Origin of the sequence: Ramlibacter sp. Leaf400 (assembly GCF_001424545.1) — a bacterium.
Lineage (GTDB): Bacteria > Pseudomonadota > Gammaproteobacteria > Burkholderiales > Burkholderiaceae_C > Ramlibacter.
Genome location: NZ_LMQL01000014.1, coordinates 20443 through 36297, shown reverse-complemented (window position 1 = coordinate 36297; position 15855 = coordinate 20443). Strand labels below are relative to the sequence as shown.

Genomic DNA, 15855 nt, shown 5'->3' with positions numbered 1-15855 from the left:
GAGTTGGGGCGTGCAAGGTAGGCGCTGAGCCCCCCGGCTTCAAGCTCAGGAAGCGCGCCTGTTCTTCAGTCCCTCGAAAGAACACAGCTCGCCCGCCAGCGCGCTGGCCATCACGGTCGGCGGACTCGCCAGCCAGACCTGACCGGGGCCTGAACGGCCTGGGAAATTGCGGTTGACCGCGCTCACCGTCACCTGGCCGGACTCCACCGACGACCCGGGCCCGCAGTTCGCGCAGGCGCCGCAGGAGGGCTGCAGGATGCGCGCGCCGGACGCGTTGAACACCTGGTCGTAGCCGCGCTCGATGCAGTAGTCGCGTACCGCCGTCGTGCCGTACTGCAGGAAGAGCTGCACGCCGGCCGGCACCTTCAGCCCGTGCTGCAGGCCCCAGGCCAGCACCTCGTGGTAGTGGTCGAAGTCCTCGCGCTTGCCGGCCGTGCAGGAGCCGCCGTAGGCGATGTCGACCCGCACGGCTTGCGGCAGCCGGTCGAGCGCGAGTGCGTTGCCCGGATCGCCGGGCGCGGCCACCATGGGCGACAGGCCGCTGCAGTCGACTTCCACGCGGCCCGCATACGACGCGCCGGGATCGCTGCACATCCACGCCTCCAGCGCGAAGTCGACCCCGCGCCGCTCCTTGATGAAGCGCACCGTCTCCTCGTCGGGCTCGACGATGCCCGTCAGCCCGCCCAGCTCCGCCGTCATGTTGGTGAGGGTGGCGCGCTCGTCCGTCGCCATCGCGCACACCGCGTTGCCGCCGAACTCGAACACCTTGCCGACCCCGCCACCGGAGCGGATCTCCGGCAGCGCCAGCAGGTGCAGCACCAGGTCCTTGGCCGTCACGCCCGCCGGCAGCCGGCCATCGAGCTGGACCCGCAGCACCGGGCCCAGCGTCATGCGCACCGCGCCGGTGGCGAAGGCGTTGGCCATGTCGGTGGTGCCCACGCCGAAGGCCACGCAGCCGAGCGCGCCGCTGTGCGGCGTGTGCGAGTCGGTGCCCGCCACCAGCTGGCCGGGCAGGGCGTAGCGCTCGGCCATCATCGCGTGGGAGATGCCGGCGACGTTGCTGCCGTCGTCCGCGGCCGCCTCCTCGTCGGTCAGCGTGCGGTGGCAGCGCAGGCCGTGCCGCTGGACGAAGTCGCGCTGGGCCTGCTGCATCGCCCGCATGTTGGGCACCAGCCCGGCCTTCAGGTGCGCCGGACTTTCCTCGACGTACGAGGTGTGGTCCTCGAACACCACCACCGAGTCGGGGTCGTGCAGCGCGAACTGCGGGCCGAAAACCGTCTGCAGCAGGTGCGCCGCCATGCCCGTGTAGTACTCGTGGATGAAGCGCCAGTCCGCGCGCAGGAAGCAGCCGTCGCCCGGCTCCGGGTCGGCCGGCGTGACCGGCGTGGCCAGCAGGTGGCGGTGCACGATCTTCTCGTACAGCGTCATCGGCCGGCCGGGCCCGGCGCCGGCGGCGCGCGCGCCCTGCAGGTGCCGTTGCCCGAACCGCAGCAGCCCGCCGCTGCGCAGGATGGCGGCGGCCAGCGGCTCGCGGCCGCGCAGCAGGTCGTCCAGCGGGATCGGCTCGCCCCGCTCGATGCGCTCCAGCAGGCCGAAGTCGGTGGAGGTGAAGAGGCCGATGTTGTCCGCGTTCTGCCGGTAGATCCGCTCGAAGCTTTCGGCGATCACCAGGCGGATGCCGGCCAGCCGCTCGGCCGCCGGGCTGTGCTCGCGCGAGGAGCCCTTGCCGTAGCGCCGCCCGGCCACCGTCACCTGGAAGCCGCCGGCGTGCACGGCACCGGGCGCGATCGGCAGCTGGTCGCCGCACTGGAGCCCCACGTACGGGAAGCGGGCGAGCCGGTCGTCGTAGTAGGAGAGCAGGGCCACCGGCGTGATCTCGTCGGTGGAGACGTCATGGCGCAGGGCGCCGGCCTGCGCGAGCCCGAGGCGCCCGCCGGCCAGCTGGCGCGAGACGAGGGCGGGGTCCTGCGAGAGGAACAGCACGCGGGGCTGCCGCCCCAGGTCGAGCGAATCGGTGTTCATGGCGAAGAGGGTTGTGGCGTCGCGAGGTGCTCCACCAGCAGCTGGGCTGCCGGCGAGAGCGATCCCGCGTCGCGGAAACAGATGATGAACCGCCTCTGGGCCCAGGGCTCGGCCAGCGGAATGGTGCGCAGCCCGTAGGCCGCGGTCTGCAGTTCGGTGACTTCGCGCGGCACCAGGCTGATGGCCAGCCCCGCCCGCACCACGCGCAGCGCCGCCTCGAAATTGGAGACGACCACGCGATGCCGCAACGGCCGGCCCAGCCGTGCGGCCTGCCGCTGCAGCATGACCTGCACCGCGCTGTTGACGGGCAGGCTGACGTGCTCGTAGTCCAGCGTCTGCTCGAAGCGCAGCGACTTGCGCCCTTCCAGCGGATGCCCGGGCGGCACCACGATGCACAGGTGGTCGTTGCGGTACGGCTGCGACTGCAGCGCGCCCAGCTCGGCCGCGTCCCAGCACACGCCCAGCGAGGCGAGGCCCTCGCGCACGCCGCGCACGATCTCGGGGCTGACGCGCTCCTCGATGTCCACCTGGATGTCGCGGTGCGCCGGCTGCCGCAGGAAGGCCGCGACGTCGTCGGCCAGCGATTCGGTCATCGCCGACACGGAGGCAAGGATGCGCACCTGGCCGCGCGCGCCGCCCGCGTAGTTCTGCATGTCGTGCTCGATGCGGGCGGCGCTGTCCAGCATGGCGCGGGCGTGCTCCAGCAGCGTGTGGCCGGCCGAGGTGGGCACCACGCCGTGGCGCTTGCGCACCAGGAGCGGCGTGCCCAGCTGGTCCTCCAGCTGGGCCAGCCGCTTGCTGATGGCCGAGCCGACGATGCTGGCCCGCTCGCCGGCACGCGCGATGTTCCCGGTCTCGCAGACGGAGACGAACAGGCGAAGGGTGGTCAGGTCGAGGTCGCGCACGCGGCTTTTCAGGTATTCCTGGATGGAACGTTAGGCTTCTCATTTTGAGATGCCGTGTCGATCCGGAAATTCTAGACTTGCCCCCATGAATGACCAAGCCCTCACCCCCGACGGCCTGCCGCACCAGGTCGTGGTCCGCGAAGTGGGCCTGCGCGACGGCCTGCAGATCGTCGCCCGCACGGTGCCCACCGCGGCCAAGCTCGAATGGATCCGCGACGCCTACGCCGCGGGCCAGCGCGAACTGGAGATCGGCTCCTTCGTGCCGGCCCGCCTGTTGCCGCAGCTGGCCGACACCGCCGAAGTCCTGGCCTTCGCCAAGACCCTGCCCGGCGTCGTCGCCTCCGTGCTGGTGCCCAACCTCAAGGGCGCCGAGCGCGCCATCGCCGAGGAGGCGCACGCCATGCTGCTGCCGCTGTCGGCCAGCCACCAGCACAGCCTGGCCAACCTGCGCAAGACGCCGGACGAGGTGGTGGCGGACATCGGCCGCATCCGCGCGGCGCGCGATGCCGCGGGGTCGCGCACCCTGCTGGAGGTGGGCATCAGCACCGCCTTCGGCTGCACGATCCAGGGCGAGGTCCGCCCGGCCGAGGTGGTGCGGCTGGTGGCCGCGGTGCTCGACGCCGGCGTCGACCGCGTGGGCCTGGCCGACACCGTGGGCTATGCCGACCCGGCGATGGTGAGCCGCCTGTTCGAGCAGGTGCTGCGGGTGGCCGGCGACCGGCTGGCCACCGCGCACTTCCACGACACGCGGGGCCTGGGCCTAGCCAACTGCTACGCCGCGCTGCGGCTGGGCATCCGGCGCTTCGACGCCTGCCTGGGCGGCATCGGCGGCTGCCCGCACGCGCCGGGCGCGAGCGGCAACGTCGCCACCGAGGACCTGGCCTATATGCTCGCCAGCATGGGCATCGAGACGGGGCTGGACTTCGACGCGCTGCTGGCGCTGCGCGGCAAGCTGGCGCGCTGGCTGGAGGGCGAGCCGCTGCACGGGTCGATCTGGCGCGCGGGCCTTCCGAAGACGCTGCGCGAGGAGGTGGCCGCATGAGCGCGCCGTCCCTGGCGCCGCAGCCCCTGGCCGGCCTTCGCGTGGTCGAGTTCACCCACATGGTCATGGGCCCCACCTGCGGGATGGTGCTGGCCGACATGGGCGCCGAGGTCATCAAGGTCGAGCCGATCGACGGCGACCGCACGCGCCACCTGCTGGGCGCGGGCGCGGGCTTCTTCCCCATGTTCAACCGCAACAAGAAGAGCATCGCGATCGACCTGCGCAGCACCGACGGCGCCGAGATCGCACGGCGCCTGTGCGCCACGGCCGACGTGGTGGCGGAGAACTTCAAGCCCCGCACCATGGACAAGTACGGGCTGGACTACGCCAGCCTGTCGAAGGACAACCCGCGCCTCATCTACGTCAGCCACAAGGGCTTCCTGCCCGGGCCGTACGAGCACCGCACGGCGCTGGACGAGGTGGTGCAGATGATGGGCGGCCTGGCCTACATGACCGGGCGCCCGGGCGATCCGCTGCGCGCGGGCACCAGCGTCAACGACATCATGGGCGGCATGTTCGGCGCCATCGGCGCGCTGGGCGCGCTGGTGCAGCGCGGCATCACCGGCCGCGGCCAGGAGGTGCAGAGCGCGCTGTTCGAGAACAACGTGTTCCTGGTCGGCCAGCACATGCTGCAGTACGCCATCACCGGCCAGCCCGCCGCGCCCATGCCCGAACGCATCTCGGCCTGGGCGGTGTACGACGTCTTCACCGTCAAGGATGGCGAACAGATCTTCCTGGCCGCGGTCAGCGACGCGCAGTGGAAGGTGTTCTGCTCGGCGCTGGGCTTCGAGGACCTGCTGGACGAGCCCACCTTCACCACCAACAACGACCGCGTGCGCCAGCGGCCGCGGCTCCTGCCGATGCTGCGCGAGCGGCTGGCCGGCCGCCCGGCCGCCGAGCTGGCGGCGATCTTCGAGAAGCATGGCCTGCCGTTCGCGCCGATCCGCAAGCCCGAGGAACTGTTCGACGACCCGCACCTCCTGGCCACCGGCGGCCTGGCCGACGTGCGCCTGCCCGACGGCCCGCTGGCCGGCAGCACCGCCCGCGCCGCGCTGTGCCCGATCACGATGGAAGGGCAGCGCCTGGGCGTGCGGCTGGATCCGCCCCGCATGGGCGAGCACACCGACGAGCTGCTGCAGGGACTGGGTTACGCTGACGGGGACATCGCCGCGCTGCGCTCGCGGCACGTCGTGGCCTGAGAATCCGGCGAAAGAGATTCAACCAACCAAGGAGACAGAGAACATGAGCTTCAATCCGAGACTTCCGCGCCGCACGGTGCTCGCCGCCACCGCCGCCACCCTGGCCGCCGGCCTGTGGCCGCTGGCCGTGCATGCGCAGTCGGGCACCGTCAAGTTCGTCCTGCCCAATGCCACCGGCTCCGGCGTCGACACCATCACCCGCGCCGCGCAGCCGGCGCTGTCCAAGGCGCTCAACGCCAACGTGGTGGTGGAGAACCAGCCCGGCGCGGGCGGCGTGGTGGGCCTGCAGACGCTGGCGCGTTCGCAGCCGGACGGCAGCACGCTGTCGGTGGTGTCCAACAACGTGGTGATCTTCCCCAGCGTGCTCAAGTCGCTGCCGTTCGACATGCCGAACGACTTCACGCCGATCGCGGTGGTGGGCGCCACGCCCATGGTGCTGGTGGCCAACCCGGCCAAGGTGTCCGCGGCCAACCATCGCGAGTTCGCGGCGGTGCTCAAGGGCCAGCCCGGCTCGCTGAACTTCGGGTCCGGCGGCAACGGCACCATCCTGCACCTGGCCGGCGAGCTCTACCTGGACGCGGCAGGCCTGAAGGCCAAGCACATCCCGTACAAGGGCGTGGGCCCCATGGTGACCGACCTGCTGGGCGGCCAGATCGATTTCGCCGTCGCCGCGCTGCCCAGCGTGCAGCAGCACATCCAGAAGGGGGCGCTCAAGGCGATCGGCACGCTAACGCCGCAGCGCACCCCGGCCGCGCCCGACATCCCGACCTTCGCGGAACAGGGCCTGTCCAACTTCGCGGTCGAAGCCTGGTTCGCCGTGATCGGGCCCAAGGGCATGAGCCCGGCCCTGGTGAAGAAGAACCACGAAGCCGTCGTGGCCGCCTTCAGCGATCCGGCCGTGAAGGAGGCGATGGCCAAGCAGGGCAACACCATCAACATCAGCAGCCCCGAGGAGGCCCAGGCCGCGTTCCGGCGTGAGCTGGCCAAGTACGCGGCGCTGGTGAAGAAGGTGGGGCTGGAGCCGCAGTAAGCGCGCGCCGCAGCAAGCGCGCGCCGCAGCAAGCGCGCGCCGTCATCCCCGCGTAGGCGGGGATCCAGAGCGTCCGCCTTCAGCGGACTTCCGAAAGCACTGGATTCCCGCCTTCGCGGGAATGACGGTCTGGCCCGTCTTCTTCCTCTCCCGGAGGGGGAGGGAGCCTCGATCAATACCGGTACGGGTTGTTCGGCCGCCGGTCGTAGCGGTTGGGCACGCCGTCGCCGTCCCGGTCGCGGTACGCGCGCGGCGGCGGGCTGTTCTGGTAGACCACTTCGGGGCCGGCCGGCACCGGCACGAAGCCGACGCAGCCCGCCAGGGCGAAGACGCCGCACACGGCGGCCAGCAGCAACAGGGTTCTCTTCATCGAAGCCTCCGGATCAGGAAGCCTCGATTGGCGCAGCCGCAGGTGAACAGCTTGTGGCCGGCGTGCTCTCAGGTGTTTCGGCGGGTAAAGCCGGGAGCGGAAGCACTGGATGCCCGCCTCCGCGGGCATGACAGCTTGCGCCGTCAGCCGCCCCACGCATGACGGCTTGCGCCGTCAGTCGCCCCACGCATGACGGCTTGCGCCGTCAGTCGCCCCACGCATGACGGCTTGCGCCGTCAGGCGCCCCACATCTCCTGCGCCGTCTCCACCACCAGGCGCAGCTTGTTGCGCTGGTCTTCCACCGCGATGTTGTTGCCGTGCACGGTGCTGGAGAAGCCGCACTGCGGCGACAGGGCCAGCTGCTCCATCGGCGCGTATTTCGCGGCCTCGTCGATGCGGCGCTTGAGGGCGTCCTTGTCCTCCAGCTGGCCGAACTTGGTGGTCACCAGGCCCAGCACCACGGTCTTGCCCTTGGGCAGGTAGCGCAGCGGGCGGAAGTCGCCGGAGCGCTCGTCGTCGTACTCCATGAAGTACGCGTCGATGTCCATCTCCTTGAGCAGCGCCTCGGCCACCGGCTCGTAGTTGCCGGCCGCCGCGTGCGTGCTCTTGAAGTTGCCGCGGCACAGGTGCATGGCCAGCAGCATCCCCTGCGGCCGCTGGGCCACCACCTTGTTGATGAACTTCGCGTAGCGGTGCGGCAGCTCGTTGGGGTCGTCGCCGCGCTGGCGGGCCGCCTCGCGCATCTTTTCGTCGCACAGGTAGGCCAGGTTGGTGTCGTCCATCTGGACGTAGCGGCAGCCGGCGGCGTGCAGCGAGCGCAGCTCGTCGCCGTAGGCCTGGGCCACGTCGTCGTAGAAGGTCGGGTCCAGCTCCGGGTAGGCCTGCTTGCTGATGCCGGCGCGGCCGCCGCGGAAGTGCAGCATGGTGGGCGAGGGGATGGTCACCTTGGGCGTGTGGCCCGGTCCCACCTGCGACTTCAGGTACTCGAAGTCGGCCTTCTGGATGTCCCTGGCATGGCGCACCTTGTCGATCACGCGGATCACCGGCGGGGCCAGTTCCTCGGTGCCGTCGGGCTTCCTGATCGTGACCGGGATGTCGGTCTTCACGCCGCCCAGCTGCTCGAGGAAGTCGATGTGGAAGTACGTGCGGCGGAACTCGCCGTCGGTGATGCTCTTGAGGCCGATGTCCTGCTGGAACTTCACGATCTCGGCGATCGCCTTGTCCTCGACCTCGCGCAGCTGCCCGGGGGTGATCTCGCCGCGGGCCTTCTTCTCGCGCGCTTCCAGCAGGTACTTGGGCCGCAGGAAGCTGCCGACGTGGTCGTAGCGGGCGGGGAGTTGCATCATGGTTGTTGGTCTCCTTGGAAGAAAGAATTCGTCATCCCCGCGCAGGCGGGGATCCAGGGCTTCCGGCAGTCCGCTGAAGGCGGACGCACTGGATTCCCGCCTCCGCGGGAATGACGGCGGGGGTGGCGGGGTGCCGGGCTGGCCTCACAGGTCCAGCACCAGCACCGAGCTCTTCGCCCGCGAGCAGCACGGCGTGAACTGGTCGTGCCGGGCCTTCTCCTCGTCGGTGAAGTACAGGTCGCGGTGGTCGCATTCGCCGTCCAGCACGCGCGTGATGCAGGTGCCGCACACGCCCTGCTCGCAGGAGGTGAGCACCTCCACGCCGTGGGCGGCGAGCGCCTGCACCACGGTCTGGTCGGCGGCCACCGGGACCAGCTTGCCGCTGCTGGCCAGCTTCACCTCGAACGGGCGGTCGCCCGTGGTGTCCTGCGGCGCCGCGCCGAAGTACTCCAGGTGGATCTGCCCGGCCGTCCAGCCCAGGCCCTGGGCCGTCTGGGTCACGTGCTCGATGAAGCCGGTGGGCCCGCACACGTACAGGTGCGTGCCCGGGTCCTGCTTGCCCAGCGCGTCGAGCAGGTCGAGCTTCTGCTTGCTGTCGCCGTCGTCGAAGTGGAACTTCACCCGGCCGGCGAACGGCGCGGCCAGGATCTCGTCGCGGAAGGCGGTGCGCTCGGCCGAGCGCGTGCAGTAGTGCAGGTCGAAGTCCGAGTCGATTGCATGCAGCCGCTGCGCCATGCACAGCAGCGGCGTGATGCCGATGCCGCCGGCCAGCAGCACGGTGCGCTGCGCATGCACCAGCGCGAAATGGTTGCGCGGCTCGCTGATGGTGATCAGGTCGCCTTCCTTCACGGTGTCGTGCATGCCGGCGGAGCCGCCGCGCGTCTTGGCGTCGCGCAGCACCGCGATGCGGTAGCGGTGCGTCTCGCCGGCGTCGTTGCACAGCGAGTACTGGCGCACCAGCCCGCCGGGCACGTGCACGTCCACGTGAGAACCGGCGCTGAAGGCGGGCAGCGGCCCGCCGTCCTCGCGGCCCAGCTCGAAGCTGGCGATGTCCTGGGCTTCCTGGCGCTTGCTCAGCACCTTGACGGTCAGATCGCTCATACGCCAATCATGCCGCCAGTTGCGCCGGTTGTTCCTGAGCGACCAGCCGGTCGATGATGCGGCGCGCCTGCACGCCGCCCGCGTCGATGTTGAGCATCAGCAGCTTGCGCCCCGGGTACGCGCTCAGGTTGCGCTGCTGGGCCTCCAGCACCGCCGTGTCTTCGGCGAACACCTTGCCCTGGCCTTCCCGGATCTGCGCCGTGAGGTTGCGGTCCTTGGGGTTGAAGTTGCGCGCCATGCCCCAGAAGTACCACATGGTGGTGTCGGTCTCGGGCGTGAGGAAGTCCACCACGATGCTGTAGACCTTGTCCTTGGGATCGGCGTGGTAGCCGCCCTTGCCGGCGTGCGCCACGCCCACCTCGATCATCACGTGGCTGGGCGGCACGAAATGGCAGACCTGCCAGCGGTCCACCGGCACGTCGTCGGCCAGGTGGTTGCCGCGCAGGTTGGCGCGCCAGAAGGGCGGGGCCATCACGTTGTCCATGAAGCGGCTGGTGACGACGCGGTCGCCCTCGGTCTTGGTGGTGACGGGGGATTCGTCGATCTCCTTCTGGCCGATGCTGGTGGCGTGCACGTAGGTCTCGTGCGTCAGGTCCATCAGGTTGTCCACCATCAGGCGGTAGTCGCACTGGATGTGGTACAGGCCGCCGCCGTAGGCCCAGTCCGGGTTGTCGGCCCATTCCAGCGGATGGATCTTGGCGGGATCGGCCTGCGCCGCGTCGCCCGGCCAGACCCAGACGAAGCCGTGGCGCTCGACCACCGGGTAGGCGCGGATCTTCGGAAAGCCCTGCACGCGCTGGCCGGGCATGGAGACGGTCTTGCCGTCGCAGCCCATCACCAGGCCGTGGTAGCCGCAGACCAGGTTGCCTTCGCAGACGCGTCCCAGCGAGAGCTGCGCGCCGCGGTGCGGACAGAAATCCTCGACCGCCGCCACCTGGCCCTCCTGCGGCCGGTAGAACACGATCTTCTCGTTGCAGACGGTGCGGCCCAGGGGCTTGGCATCGATCTCGTCGGGGGTGCAGGCGACGTACCAGGCGTTCTTCGGGAACATGGCGGGGGGCGGTCGAAAAAGGGGCTGGAGGATAAGCGATGTATACAACAAAGGCAAACGGCCGGCCATCGCTGGCGGCGTGTTCTCAGTGAAAACGTGAGATTGCCGGGTCGGCGCGCCTGCGGATAGACTGCCGCTTGTATACAACTGAGCCATGAGCGCGACCTCTGCCCCCCTCGAAGCGGACGCCGGCACTTCCCAGGCGGTCAAGGCGCAGCTGCGCCTGCGCGAGATGATCCTGGCCGGCGAACTGGCCGGTGGCGCCCGCATCGCCGAGCTGGCCATCGTCGAGAAGCTGGGCGTGTCGCGCACGCCGATCCGCGCCGCGCTGATGCGGCTGGAGCAGGAGGGGCTGCTGCAGTCGCTCCCCGGCGGAGGCTATGCGGTGCGGACCTTCTCGGAGCGCGACGCCGCCGATGCGATCGAGCTGCGCGGCACGGTGGAAGGCCTCGCGGCCCGGCTGGCCGCCGAGCGAGGCGTGTCGCCCGAGGTGCTGGCGCAGGCGCGCGACTGCCTGGACGCCATCGACGCGCTGCTGGCGCAGCCCGCCCTGGACGACGAAGCCTTCAGCCGTTACGTCAAGCACAACGAGAGCTTCCACGTGCTGCTCAGCGGCATGTCGGCCAGCCCGGTGCTGGCGCGCGAACTCGAGCGGGTGGTGAGCCTGCCGTTCGCCTCGCCGTCCGCCTTCGCCGTGGTGCAGGCCAACACGCCGCGCGCGCGCGACATGCTGGTGGTGGCGCAGGACCAGCACCGCCAGGTGCTCGAAGCCATCGAGCAGCGCGAGGGCAGCCGGGCCGAAGCCATCATGCGCGAGCACTCGCGGCTGGCGCGCCGCAACCTGCGCGAAGCCGTCAGCAGCCACCAGCACGCCGACCGCATGCCGGGCGTTCGCCTCATCCGCGAGCGAGCCTGATGCGCGCCCTTCGATACCGCCTGCGTCGCTATGCTGAATCTGGATAGCTGATAGACCGGCGCCCGACTTGGCCCCGGGGGGGCCGCGACCGAGAATCGCGGCCTGCCGGCGGGGCCGCGCGGGCCGCGATCCCTTTCGTCCAACCACGGAGACCGTCCATGAAAAAGAGAACCCTGATCCAGGCCGCCGCCTGCACCGCCCTGCTGTCCGCCGGCCCCCTGGCCTGGGCACAGGGCGCGCCGTTCAAGATCGGCCTGATCCTGCCGATGACCGGCCAGCAGGCCACCACCGGCCGCCAGATCGAGGCCGCCGCCCGCCTGTGGGTGGCGCAGAACGGCGACACCGTGGCCGGCCGCAAGGTCGAGTTGATCGTCAAGGACGACACCAGCCTGCCCGACCAGACCCGCCGGCTGGCGCAGGAACTGGTGGTCAACGAGAAGGTGGACGTGCTGGCCGGCATGGGCATCACGCCGTCGGCCATGGCCGTCGCGCCGATCGCCACGCAGTCGAAGACGCCGCTGGTGGTGATGGCCGCGGCCACCTCCAGCATCACCGAGGCCTCGCCCTTCATCGTGCGCACCAGCTTCACGCTGCCGCAGGCTTCGGTGGGCATGGCCGACTGGGCGCCCAAGAACGGCATCAAGACCGTGGTGACGCTGGTGAGCGACTACGGCCCCGGCATCGACGCCGAGAAGTACTTCACCGATCGCTTCGTCTTCAACGGCGGCAAGGTGGCCGACAAGCTGCGCGTGCCGCTGCGCAACCCGGACTTCGCGCCCTTCCTGCAGAAGGTGCGCGACCTCAAGCCCGACGCGCTGTTCGTCTTCGTGCCCTCGGGCGCGGGCGCCGCGGTGATGAAGCAGTTCGGCGAGCGCGGCATGGACAAGGCCGGCATCAAGCTGATCGGCACCGGCGACGTGACGGACGACGACCAGCTCAACGACATGGGCGACGTGGCCCTGAACGTGGTCACCTCGCACCACTACTCGGCGGCCCATCCCTCGCCCGCCAACAAGAAGTTCGTCGAGGCCTTCCAGAAGGCCAACAAGAACCTGCGCCCCAACTTCATGGCCGTGGGCGGCTATGACGGCATGCGCGTGATCTACGAGGCGCTGAAGAAGACCGGCGGCAAGGGCGGCGGCCAGGCGCTGGTCGACGGCATGAAGGGCCAGATCTTCGAAAGCCCGCGCGGCCCGGTGTTCATCGACGCCCAGACCCGCGACGTGGTGCAGACCATCTACCTGCGCAAGGTGGAGAAGAAGGACGGCCAGCTGTGGAACGTGGAGTTCGACGCGATCAAGGATGTGAAGGATCCGGGCAAAGCGCGCTGAAGCGCGCTTTGCAGGGGCTAGGGACTAGGGGCTAGGGGCTAGGGAAACAGCCGTCCGTTGCCTCCGGAACCCTAGCCCCTAGCCCCCAGCCCCTAGCCCCTCCAATGCTCACCATCCTCTTCGACGGCATCGCCTACGGCATGCTGCTCTTCATCCTGGCCCTGGGCCTGGCCGTGACCATGGGCCTGATGAACTTCATCAACCTGGCCCACGGCGCCTTCGCCATGGCGGGTGGCTACATCACGGTGCTGCTGATGCAGCGCGCCGGCGTGCCCTTCCTGCTGTGCCTGCCGCTGGCCTTCCTGGGCGCGGCGCTGATCGGCGGCGTGCTGGAGCGCACGCTGTACCGGCCGCTGTACCGCAAGCCGCACCTGGACCAGGTGCTGTTCTCCATCGGGCTGACCTTCATGGCGGTGGCGAGCGTCGACTACTTCATGGGGTCGACCCAGCAGTTCATCCACCTGCCCGAGTGGCTCAAGGGCCGCACCGAGATCGGCAGCGGCGCCTGGACGCTGGGCATGGGCCACTACCGCCTGTTCATCATCGCGGTGTGCGCCGCGCTCACGCTGGTGCTGCAGTACGTGCTGTCGAAGACGCGCTTCGGCAGCCGCCTGCGCGCCTCGGTGGACGACCAGCGCGTGGCCGCGGGCCTGGGCATCAACGTCAACATCGTCTTCCTCTCCACCTTCGCCTTCGGCTGCGGCCTGGCCGGCCTGGGCGGCGCGCTGGGCGCCGAGGTGCTGGGGCTGGACCCGAGCTTCCCGCTCAAGTTCATGATCTATTTCCTGATCGTGGTGGCGGTGGGCGGCACCTCGTCCATCACCGGCCCGCTGCTGGCGGCCCTGCTGCTGGGCATCGCCGACGTGGCGGGCAAGTACTACATCCCCAAGATGGGCGCCTTCATCGTGTACCTGCTGATGATCGCCATCCTGATCTGGCGGCCGCAGGGCCTCTTCGTGCGGCAGGGAGGCAAGGCATGACGACCGGTGAACGCGCCCGATCTTCGCTGCTGCGCGCCACCCGCTGGCGCCTGTGGGAGCCGCTGCTGTGGGCGGTGGCCTTCGCGTCGCCGCTGGTGCTGGCGCAGTACGCGGCCATCGTCAACGAGATCGCCATCGTGGCGCTGTTCGCGCTGTCGCTCGACCTGGTGCTGGGCTTCACCGGCATCGTGTCGCTGGGGCACGCGGCCTTCTTCGGCTTCGGGGCGTACGCCGCGGCGCTGTTCGCCAAGCACTTCCTGCCGGACCCGCTGGTCGGGCTGGCCGTGGGCATCGCCGCGGCCACCGTGCTGGGCGCCATCGCCAGCTTCACCGTGCAGCGCGGCAGCGACCTCACGCGCCTGATGGTGACGCTGGGCGCCGCGCTGATCCTGCTGGAGCTGGCCAACAAGCTCGACTGGCTGACCGGCGGCGCCGACGGCCTGCAGGGCGTGGTGATGGGGCCGCTGCTGGGCCGGTTCGAGTTCGACCTGGCCGGCCGCACGGCCGCCTGGTACTCGCTCACCGTGCTGCTGGTCTTCTTCCTGCTCGCGCGCCGCCTGGTGAATTCGCCCTTCGGCGGCACGCTGCAGGCGATCCGCGACAACCGGCTGCGGGCCATGGCCATCGGCATCCCGGTGGGCTCGCGCATCGCCGTGGCCTACACCGTGGCCGCGGCGCTGGCGGGCGCGGCCGGCGCGCTGCTGGCGCAGACCACGGGCTTCGCGTCGCTGGACGTTTTCGAGTTCCACCGCTCGGCCGACGTGATGCTGATCCTGGTTGTCGGCGGCACGGGCTGGCTGTATGGCGGCGTGCTGGGGGCCATCGTGTTCAAGCTGATGCAGGACTTCCTGTCGGCGATCACGCCGCAGTACTGGACGTTCTGGCTGGGCCTGTTCCTGGTGGTGCTGGTGCTGGTCGGGCGGGACCGGTTGTTGAAGCCCTGGACCTTGTTCCAGCGCGGGAGGACGGCATGAGAACCACCTTCGTCGTCCCCGCGAAGGCGGGGACCCAGGGCTCCCGGCAGTCCGCGAAAGCGGACGCACTGGATTGCCGCCTCCGCGGGAATGACGGAGTCTGCGAATGAGCGACGTCGTCCTCTCCTGCCAGGGCCTGGTGAAGAAGTTCGGCGGCATCACCGCCACCAGCGACGTCACGCTCGACCTCAAGCGCGGCGCGCGCCACGCCCTCATCGGCCCCAATGGCGCCGGCAAGACCACGCTGGTCAACCTGCTCACCGGCGTGCTGGAGCCCACGGCCGGCCGCATCGTGCTGGAAGGGCAGGACATCACCACGCTGGCGCCGCACCTGCGGGTGCGCCGCGGCATGGTGCGCACCTTCCAGATCAACCAGCTGTTCGCCTCCATGACGCCGCTGCAGACGCTGGCGCTGGTGGTCTCGCAGCAGCGCGGCCTGGGCGGGCGCTTCTGGCAGGCGCTGGGCCGCGACCGCGGCGTGACGCAGCGCAGCGAAGAGCTGCTGGAGCGCTTCCACCTGGCCGAGGTGATGGACGTGCCCACCGAAGTCCTGCCCTACGGCAAGCGGCGCCTGCTGGAGATCGCCATCGCCCTGGCCTGCGAGCCGCGCGTGCTGCTGCTGGACGAGCCGGTGGCCGGCGTGCCCGCGGGCGAGCGCGAGGAGATCCTGCAGACCGTGGCCGCGCTGCCGGCCGACGTGTCGGTGCTGCTGATCGAGCACGACATGGACCTGGTGTTCAGCTTCGCCAGGCGCATGACCGTGCTGGTGAACGGCGCCGTGCTGACCGAAGGCGACCCCGACCAGATCGCCGCCGACCCGCGCGTGCGCGAGGTCTACCTCGGCCACGGGGAGACGGCAGGCGAAGAGGAGGCCGTCCATGCCTGAACTGCTCAAGGTCGAGCGCCTGTCCGCCGGCTATGGCGAGGCCGTGGTGCTGCAGGACGTGTCGTTCTCGCTGGACGAGGGCGCCACGCTGGCGCTGCTGGGCCGCAACGGCACCGGCAAGACCACGCTGATCAACACGCTGGCCGGCGCCACGCGCCAGCACGGCGGCAGCATCACGCTGGGCGGCGCGGCGCTGCACAAGCTGGCCTCGCACCAGCGCGCGGGCGCCGGCATCGGCTGGGTGCCGCAGGAGCGCAACATCTTCAAGTCGCTCACCGTGGACGAGAACCTCACCGCCGTCGCGCGGCCGGGCCGCTGGACGCCGGAGGGCGTGTACGCCATGTTCCCGCGCCTGGCCGAGCGCAAGGGCAACCTGGGCACGCAGCTGTCGGGCGGCGAGCAGCAGATGCTGGCCGTGGGCCGCGCGCTGGTGCTCAACCCACGCCTGCTGCTGCTGGACGAGCCGCTGGAAGGCCTGGCGCCCATCATCGTGGACGAGCTGCTGAGGGCCATCCGCCGCATCACGCGCGAGGAGGGCCTGTCGGCCATCATCGTCGAGCAGCACCCGCAGGCCATCCTGGCCATCTCCGACCGCGCGGTGGTGCTGGACCGCGGCACGGTGGTGCACGGCGGGACCGCACGGGAACTTCGCGCCGACCCGGCGCTGCTGGACCGCCTGCTGGGCGTCGCGCGCTAAGCTCG

General features: G+C 70.3%; 15 protein-coding genes. 9 read left to right on the top strand and 6 right to left on the bottom strand.

Features of this window, described 5'->3' with window-relative positions:
- Positions 1–45: 45 nt before the first annotated feature.
- On the bottom strand, positions 46–2022 hold the full coding sequence (locus ASG30_RS20270) for an aconitase family protein (protein ID WP_055901301.1): 1977 nt from the start codon (positions 2020–2022) through the stop codon (positions 46–48).
- The gene (locus ASG30_RS20265) at positions 2019–2927 is read right to left on the bottom strand and encodes a LysR family transcriptional regulator (protein ID WP_055901300.1); all 909 of its coding nucleotides are present in this window, start codon (positions 2925–2927) and stop codon (positions 2019–2021) included. Before ASG30_RS20265 ends, ASG30_RS20270 begins: the two co-directional genes overlap by 4 nt.
- Before the next feature lie 85 nt (positions 2928–3012).
- Here ASG30_RS20265 and ASG30_RS20260 point away from each other — a divergent pair, with 85 nt between their 5' ends.
- Genes ASG30_RS20260 through ASG30_RS20250 form a run of 3 tightly spaced genes read left to right on the top strand, consistent with a single transcriptional unit; the run spans position 3013 to position 6198 of the window.
- Positions 3013–3969, top strand: a complete 957-nt coding sequence (locus ASG30_RS20260; RefSeq protein ID WP_055901296.1) for a hydroxymethylglutaryl-CoA lyase — start codon at positions 3013–3015, stop codon at positions 3967–3969.
- Complete coding sequence (locus ASG30_RS20255; RefSeq protein ID WP_055901293.1) at positions 3966–5168, top strand: CaiB/BaiF CoA transferase family protein; 1203 nt, start codon at positions 3966–3968, stop codon at positions 5166–5168. Before ASG30_RS20260 ends, ASG30_RS20255 begins: the two co-directional genes overlap by 4 nt.
- Positions 5169–5211: 43 nt before the next feature.
- A complete protein-coding gene (locus ASG30_RS20250) occupies positions 5212–6198 on the top strand; it encodes a Bug family tripartite tricarboxylate transporter substrate binding protein (protein ID WP_055901290.1) in 987 nt (328 codons plus the stop codon).
- A gap of 172 nt (positions 6199–6370) precedes the next feature.
- Here ASG30_RS20250 and ASG30_RS20245 read toward each other — a convergent pair whose 3' ends face one another.
- The 4 genes from ASG30_RS20245 to ASG30_RS20230 all read right to left on the bottom strand — a co-directional run bounded on the left by ASG30_RS20245 (position 6371) and on the right by ASG30_RS20230 (position 10066).
- Positions 6371–6568 carry a hypothetical protein gene (locus tag ASG30_RS20245; RefSeq protein WP_055901289.1) on the bottom strand — a complete coding sequence of 66 codons (198 nt, stop codon included), beginning with the start codon at positions 6566–6568 and terminating at the stop codon, positions 6371–6373.
- Between the two features lie 236 nt (positions 6569–6804).
- Positions 6805–7914, bottom strand: coding sequence for a 5-methyltetrahydropteroyltriglutamate--homocysteine S-methyltransferase (locus tag ASG30_RS20240; RefSeq protein WP_055901285.1), 1110 nt, complete (start codon positions 7912–7914; stop codon positions 6805–6807).
- Positions 7915–8058: 144 nt separating this feature from the next.
- Positions 8059–9015 carry a PDR/VanB family oxidoreductase gene (locus ASG30_RS20235; RefSeq protein ID WP_055901282.1) on the bottom strand — a complete coding sequence of 319 codons (957 nt, stop codon included), beginning with the start codon at positions 9013–9015 and terminating at the stop codon, positions 8059–8061.
- A gap of 7 nt (positions 9016–9022) precedes the next feature.
- Positions 9023–10066: an aromatic ring-hydroxylating dioxygenase subunit alpha gene (locus tag ASG30_RS20230; protein ID WP_055901279.1), complete on the bottom strand. Its 1044-nt coding sequence runs from the start codon at positions 10064–10066 to the stop codon at positions 9023–9025.
- Between the two features lie 154 nt (positions 10067–10220).
- On the opposite strand from ASG30_RS20230, the gene ASG30_RS20225 reads away from it, so the two are divergent.
- The 6 genes from ASG30_RS20225 to ASG30_RS20200 all read left to right on the top strand — a co-directional run bounded on the left by ASG30_RS20225 (position 10221) and on the right by ASG30_RS20200 (position 15850).
- Positions 10221–10982, top strand: coding sequence for a GntR family transcriptional regulator (locus ASG30_RS20225; protein WP_055901276.1), 762 nt, complete (start codon positions 10221–10223; stop codon positions 10980–10982).
- 158 nt (positions 10983–11140) lie between these two features.
- Positions 11141–12313, top strand: coding sequence for an ABC transporter substrate-binding protein (locus ASG30_RS20220; RefSeq protein WP_055901273.1), 1173 nt, complete (start codon positions 11141–11143; stop codon positions 12311–12313).
- 104 nt (positions 12314–12417) lie between these two features.
- Entirely contained in the window at positions 12418–13293 is an 876-nt protein-coding gene (locus ASG30_RS20215; RefSeq protein ID WP_055901270.1) for a branched-chain amino acid ABC transporter permease, read from the top strand.
- The gene (locus ASG30_RS20210) at positions 13290–14267 is read left to right on the top strand and encodes a branched-chain amino acid ABC transporter permease (protein ID WP_055901267.1); all 978 of its coding nucleotides are present in this window, start codon (positions 13290–13292) and stop codon (positions 14265–14267) included. The genes ASG30_RS20215 and ASG30_RS20210 overlap by 4 nt, the downstream gene beginning before the upstream one ends.
- Before the next feature lie 106 nt (positions 14268–14373).
- The gene (locus ASG30_RS20205; protein WP_055901264.1) at positions 14374–15153 is read left to right on the top strand and encodes an ABC transporter ATP-binding protein; all 780 of its coding nucleotides are present in this window, start codon (positions 14374–14376) and stop codon (positions 15151–15153) included.
- Positions 15146–15850, top strand: coding sequence for an ABC transporter ATP-binding protein (locus ASG30_RS20200; RefSeq protein ID WP_055901261.1), 705 nt, complete (start codon positions 15146–15148; stop codon positions 15848–15850). Before ASG30_RS20205 ends, ASG30_RS20200 begins: the two co-directional genes overlap by 8 nt.
- Positions 15851–15855 lie beyond the last annotated feature (5 nt).

Coding starts and splice junctions, on each gene's coding strand:
- ASG30_RS20270 (WP_055901301.1), bottom strand. CDS start 2,022: ATGAACACCGATTCGCTCGACCTGGGGCGGCAGCCCCGCGTGCTGTTC.
- ASG30_RS20260 (WP_055901296.1), top strand. CDS start 3,013: ATGAATGACCAAGCCCTCACCCCCGACGGCCTGCCGCACCAGGTCGTG.
- ASG30_RS20255 (WP_055901293.1), top strand. CDS start 3,966: ATGAGCGCGCCGTCCCTGGCGCCGCAGCCCCTGGCCGGCCTTCGCGTG.
- ASG30_RS20250 (WP_055901290.1), top strand. CDS start 5,212: ATGAGCTTCAATCCGAGACTTCCGCGCCGCACGGTGCTCGCCGCCACC.
- ASG30_RS20245 (WP_055901289.1), bottom strand. CDS start 6,568: ATGAAGAGAACCCTGTTGCTGCTGGCCGCCGTGTGCGGCGTCTTCGCC.
- ASG30_RS20240 (WP_055901285.1), bottom strand. CDS start 7,914: ATGATGCAACTCCCCGCCCGCTACGACCACGTCGGCAGCTTCCTGCGG.
- ASG30_RS20235 (WP_055901282.1), bottom strand. CDS start 9,015: ATGAGCGATCTGACCGTCAAGGTGCTGAGCAAGCGCCAGGAAGCCCAG.
- ASG30_RS20230 (WP_055901279.1), bottom strand. CDS start 10,066: ATGTTCCCGAAGAACGCCTGGTACGTCGCCTGCACCCCCGACGAGATC.
- ASG30_RS20225 (WP_055901276.1), top strand. CDS start 10,221: ATGAGCGCGACCTCTGCCCCCCTCGAAGCGGACGCCGGCACTTCCCAG.
- ASG30_RS20220 (WP_055901273.1), top strand. CDS start 11,141: ATGAAAAAGAGAACCCTGATCCAGGCCGCCGCCTGCACCGCCCTGCTG.
- ASG30_RS20215 (WP_055901270.1), top strand. CDS start 12,418: ATGCTCACCATCCTCTTCGACGGCATCGCCTACGGCATGCTGCTCTTC.
- ASG30_RS20210 (WP_055901267.1), top strand. CDS start 13,290: ATGACGACCGGTGAACGCGCCCGATCTTCGCTGCTGCGCGCCACCCGC.
- ASG30_RS20205 (WP_055901264.1), top strand. CDS start 14,374: ATGAGCGACGTCGTCCTCTCCTGCCAGGGCCTGGTGAAGAAGTTCGGC.
- ASG30_RS20200 (WP_055901261.1), top strand. CDS start 15,146: ATGCCTGAACTGCTCAAGGTCGAGCGCCTGTCCGCCGGCTATGGCGAG.